At 73.7% G+C, this 4593-nt stretch carries 7 protein-coding genes; 5 read left to right on the forward strand and 2 right to left on the reverse strand.

Translation table 11 applies throughout. The features are described from left to right. Positions 1-42: 42 nt before the first annotated feature. Both DQW06_RS29025 and DQW06_RS25380 read right to left on the reverse strand, forming a co-directional pair. Positions 43-195, reverse strand: a complete 153-nt coding sequence (locus DQW06_RS29025) for a hypothetical protein (RefSeq protein ID WP_156910836.1) — start codon at positions 193-195, stop codon at positions 43-45. A gap of 217 nt (positions 196-412) precedes the next feature. Then, positions 413-1042, reverse strand: coding sequence for a TetR/AcrR family transcriptional regulator (locus DQW06_RS25380; protein WP_013153015.1), 630 nt, complete (start codon positions 1040-1042; stop codon positions 413-415). 70 nt (positions 1043-1112) lie between these two features. Here DQW06_RS25380 and DQW06_RS25385 point away from each other — a divergent pair, with 70 nt between their 5' ends. The 5 genes from DQW06_RS25385 to DQW06_RS25405 form a co-directional block, all read left to right on the forward strand. After that, the gene (locus tag DQW06_RS25385; RefSeq protein WP_013153014.1) at positions 1113-1985 is read left to right on the forward strand and encodes a ketopantoate reductase family protein; all 873 of its coding nucleotides are present in this window, start codon (positions 1113-1115) and stop codon (positions 1983-1985) included. A 42-nt stretch (positions 1986-2027) separates the two neighbouring features. Beyond that, on the forward strand, positions 2028-2462 hold the full coding sequence (locus DQW06_RS25390) for a hypothetical protein (RefSeq protein ID WP_232051663.1): 435 nt from the start codon (positions 2028-2030) through the stop codon (positions 2460-2462). 145 nt (positions 2463-2607) lie between these two features. Then, a complete protein-coding gene (locus DQW06_RS25395) occupies positions 2608-2997 on the forward strand; it encodes an Hsp20/alpha crystallin family protein (protein WP_117199445.1) in 390 nt (129 codons plus the stop codon). A gap of 172 nt (positions 2998-3169) precedes the next feature. Then, positions 3170-3742 carry a TetR/AcrR family transcriptional regulator gene (locus DQW06_RS25400; RefSeq protein ID WP_117199446.1) on the forward strand — a complete coding sequence of 191 codons (573 nt, stop codon included), beginning with the start codon at positions 3170-3172 and terminating at the stop codon, positions 3740-3742. Continuing rightward, on the forward strand, positions 3739-4593 hold an 855-nt coding region (locus DQW06_RS25405; RefSeq protein WP_117199447.1), incomplete at its 3' end, for an FAD-dependent oxidoreductase. The genes DQW06_RS25400 and DQW06_RS25405, both read left to right, overlap by 4 nt.

A 4593-nucleotide genomic window follows, 5' to 3' on the forward strand; every position in this document is an offset into this window, starting at 1 on the left:
GTCGGCCGCCTTCCCCGACACGGGAGGGCGGCGGAGCGGGACTCAGCCCCGGCCTGCCTGGAGTTGCTGGACGCGCAGCCGCAGCACCTCCGGTGCCCACCGGCCGTCGTCGCCGGGGAGGGGCACCACGTGCAGGGCCAGGCCGTCGACGAGCGCGTGGAGTTCGCGCGCCAGCCCCGGCCGGTCGGCCCCCAAAGCGGCGCAGGCCCGTTCGCGCAGTGGGCGGTGACATGGCCGAGGTCGCACCGCGCCTGGACCCCAGCGAGATCACCGCGATGGCCGCGGGCGTGATCGTCGGGGACATCCCGCGGCTCATGGCAGTCGCCGACACTCCCTGACCAGCAGGGAGGGGGCGCACCATGCGGACCACGACCTGCGCCACCGCCCGTCCGACCGCGGCCGTCCCGGCCCGTCAGGGCCCCGTCGGCGGTGCGCCCATCGCTGCGGCCAGGAACGTGACCGCCCAGCGCCGGGCCGCCTCGCCCGCTTCCGGGGACGGGCAGTCCGGGGTGGGCCGCTGGTGGACCTCGACACGGTCCACGGCCGTCACGGCGAGGACACCCCGCATCCGGAACCACAGCTCCTCCGGGGAGAGGCCGGGCAGTGCGCGCGCGAAGGCGGCCAGGTAGCGCTCACGGACCGTGTCCTGACCCGCACCGGCCCAGCTGCGCACCTCCTCGGCCGGGTCGCTGAGGATCATCACGATCAGCCGGGACCGGCGGGCGCCGCCCTCGTCGCCGGCCGGCATCCCGTCGAACAGCGGCCCCGCGAACGCCTCCACCAGCTCGGTGACCCCGGGGTCCGCGGTCTCGGCGAGTAGCCGGTCGAGCCCGGCGCACTGCGCGGCGTTGATGGGCTCGACCACCCGGCGGGCGACCGCGGACATGAGTTCCGCCTTCGACCCGAAGTGGTACCCGACGGCGGCCAGGTTCGCTCCGGCGAGGTCGGTGATCGCGCGGACCGAGGTGCCGCGGTAGCCGCGCTCGGCGAAGAGGCGCTCGGCCGCGTCGAGGATCTGGGTGCGGGTGTCAGGTGGTGCCATGCCTGCGTACACTACAGACATCTGATTCAAACGAACGTATGATTTAAACGAACGTACGGAAAAGGTGGCCATGAGAATACTCGTGTACGGTGCCGGGGTCCTCGGCAGCGTGTTCGCAGCCCGCCTGCATGAGGCCGGGCACGACGTCGCCCTCCTCGCCCGGGGCGGGCGCCTGGCCGCCCTGCGCCGACACGGCGTGCAGCTCGTCGAGGAGGACGGCCGGGCCGTCCGGCGGGTGCCGGTTCCGGTGGTCGAGCAGCCGGACGGCGGGTACGACCTGACCGCAGTCCTGGTCCGGGCCCACCAGGCGGACGCGGTGCTGGAGTCGCTCGCCGGCCTCGACGGTGACGTGCTGTTCCTGCACAACTGGGCTGGCGGCCCGGAGCCGCTGGGCGCGGTGATCGGGCACGAGCGGGTGCTGCTCGGCTTCGGCACGGCCGGCGGCACGATGGACGGCGACGTGGTCCGCTACCGCGCGCCCGGTTTCCTCACCCGCCGGGTCGCGACACCGATCGGCGAGCCCGACGGCCGTACCACCCCGCGACTCGAACGCATCGTGCGGACGTTCCGCACCGCCGGGATCAACACCAGGATCGAGCCGAGGATGGACGCCTGGCTCACGACGCACGCCGCGTTCGGGGTACCGCTCGGGCAGGCGGTGCACACGGCGGGCGGCCCGGTGGCGCTGTCCCAGGACCCGGGCGCGGTCCGCGCCATGCTGCGCCTCATGCGGCGGAGCCTGACCGCCCTGCCCGGGCCGCCGGTGCCCCGCGGGCTGGCCGCGCTGCACACCCTGCCGGAAGGCCTGCTCGTGGCCGCGCTGCGGCGCTTCCTGCGGAGCCCGACGGCCGTGCACAGCGGACTCAGCAACACCTCACCCGCAGAGGCGGCCGAACTCGCGCGGCTGGCCGAGCAGCTCGGCGCCCGTACGCGGGCCCGGTAGGCGGCAGAGGGCCGCTGGAACGAGGAGTTCGACCTGGTCACCATGACCGGCCACGCCTTCCAGGAACTGCGCGCCGACGAGGAGGTCGGCGCCGCGCTGCGGGCGATGCGCCGGGCCCTGGCCCCGGGCGGCCTGGTGGCCTTCGAGACCCGCAACCCGGCCGCGCGCGCCTGGCAGAGGTGGACCCCCGCCCACCCGCACCAGGTCACCACCGCCGACGGTGTGCGCGTGAGCGACGTCCACGACGCCGCCGCTCCCACACCCGAAGGACTGGTGACCTTCACCAGCACCACCACCCGCTCCGACTCCTCCCTCCCCTTGCGCACCGTGAGCACCCTGCGCTTCGTGGAGGCCGACCACCTGGACCTGCTGCTGGAGCGGTCCGGGCTGCGGGCCGTCGAGCGGTTCGGGAACTGGGACCGCTCGCCCCTGACCGCGTCCAGCCCCGAGATCATCACCCTGGCCCGAACCCGCTGACCACGCGTTCCACGCCCCAGACCCCGACGCACACGGGGCCTGGGGCGTCGTCGTGTGGGGTGGCCCACACCGCCTTGACGCGCCCAAAGTCGTCAATAAACTTGAGTCCATCAGCATCAAGCCGAGGTTTTTCGGGGGTTCTTCCATGCTTCTCACCCGCACCATCCCCTTCGACGTCACCACCTCCACCGCTTCCGCCGCGCGCAACGCCGCCATGGACGCGGTGCGCACCCAGGACGCCCTCGTGGTCCGGATCGACCTGCCCGGCGTGCCCGCCGACGGCATCGACCTGGAGGTGGAGGGCTCGGTGCTCACCGTCCGCGCCCAGCGCCCCGAGCGGACCGAGGAGGGCCGCGTCCTGGTCGGCGAGCGCCCCACCGGCACCGTCACCCGCCGCCTGCGCCTGGGGCAGGACCTGGACACCGAGCACATCGAGGCCGACCACACCGACGGCGTCCTGACCCTGCGCGTCCCGGTCTCCACCAAGGCCCAGCCGCGCAAGATCCTCCTGGGCCAGGGCGGCGCCACCGCCTGACCCGGCAGAACCGACAGGGGGTGTGAGGACCACGGGGGACCTCACACCCCCTTCTTCTTCGTGCGCGCCCGCCTCCGCGGCTTGCCCCGGGGGCGGGCGCTGTGCCATTCTCGGAATTGGGCGAGTGACCAATACATTCGCCCAAGGCGATCGACCAAGAAGCGGGACGCACATGGCACCACGCGGCGAGGACGTCAAAGGCCGCCTGCTCCGGGCAGCGGCCGAACTCATCAGCGAACGCGGCTGGTCAGCGGTCAGCACCCGCACACTCGCCGACCGCGCGGGCGTGGGCCCCGGCCTGGTCCACTACCACTTCCCCTCCCTCCAGGCCCTGCTCACCCAGGCCGCCACCCAGGCCATCACCGCCATCGTCGAGGAGGCCGTCCACCTGCTGGGCCCCACCACCACACCCCACCAGGGACTCGCGCTGATCCTGCGCGAGCTGGACCGCTACCCCGGCGACGACCCCGCCTCCCACCTGGTCACCGAGACCTACCTGGCCGCCACCCGCGACCCCCACCTGCGCCGGGCCGTCACCGGCGTCCTGGACCTGATGCGCCGCCACCTCAACGACTGGCTCGCCCACGCCGGCGTCCCCCAACCCCGACAGACCGCCACCGTCCTGGCCGCGACCCTGGACGGCGTCCTGCTGCACCGCGCCCTCACCCCGGACCTGACCTCCACCGAGATCGAACCCGTCCTGCGCCGCCTGCTCACCCACCACACCCCAGGAGCACACCCATGAGAGCGATCGTCTGCGGAGCCGGAATCGCCGGACTGGCCGCGGCCCACCGCCTGCACACCCACGGCTGGCAGGTCACCGTCCTCGAACAGGCACCCGGCCCCCGCACCCAGGGCTACATGATCGACTTCTTCGGCCCCGGCTACCGGGCCGCCGAACTCATGGGCCTACTGCCCCGCCTGCGCGAACTCGGCTACGACATCGACCACGCCACCTTCGTCGACCGCGACGGCGCCCCCCGCGCCACGCTGGGCATCCAACAGTTCTCCCACCTGGGCGTGGTCTCCCTCATGCGCCCCGACCTCGAACGCGCCCTGCGCGAAACCCTGCCCCCCGACGTGCCGGTGCGCTACGACGCGGCCCTGCACCGCGTCCAGGACCACGGCGACACCGTCGAGGTCACCCTCGCGGACGGCCGCACCCTGACCGGCGACCTGCTCGTGGGCGCCGACGGCATCCACTCCACCGTGCGCGCCCAGGTCTTCGGCTCCGCGACCGACCACCTGCGCTACCTGGGCTTCCACACCGCAGCCTTCGTCTTCACCGACCCCGACATCCACGCCCGGATCGACGGCGGCTTCTACCTCACCGACACCACCGGCGCCCAGATGGGCCTGTACGGGCTGCGCGACGGCCGCGTAGCCGCCTTCACCGTGCACCGCAGCCCCACCCCCGACCGGCCCGCCGACCCGCGCGCCGAACTGCGCCGCACCCACGCCGACCTGGGCTGGCTGGTGCCCCGCGCCCTCCAGCACTGCCCCGACCCCGAACACGTCTACTACGACCAGGTCTCCCAGAGCGTGGTGCCCCGCTGGAGCCGGGGACGCACCGTCCTGCTCGGCGACGCCTGCGGC

The organism is Nocardiopsis sp. TNDT3 (assembly GCF_003427465.1).
Taxonomy (GTDB): Bacteria; Actinomycetota; Actinomycetes; order Streptosporangiales; family Streptosporangiaceae; genus Nocardiopsis; species Nocardiopsis dassonvillei.

Bases quoted from the DNA above. Each gene is read 5' to 3' on its own strand.
- DQW06_RS25395 (WP_117199445.1), top strand. From the start codon at position 2,608: ATGCTTCTCACCCGCACCATCCCCTTCGACGTCACCACCTCCACCGCT.
- DQW06_RS25385 (WP_013153014.1), top strand. From the start codon at position 1,113: ATGAGAATACTCGTGTACGGTGCCGGGGTCCTCGGCAGCGTGTTCGCA.
- DQW06_RS25400 (WP_117199446.1), top strand. From the start codon at position 3,170: ATGGCACCACGCGGCGAGGACGTCAAAGGCCGCCTGCTCCGGGCAGCG.
- DQW06_RS25380 (WP_013153015.1), bottom strand. From the start codon at position 1,042: ATGGCACCACCTGACACCCGCACCCAGATCCTCGACGCGGCCGAGCGC.
- DQW06_RS25390 (WP_232051663.1), top strand. From the start codon at position 2,028: ATGACCGGCCACGCCTTCCAGGAACTGCGCGCCGACGAGGAGGTCGGC.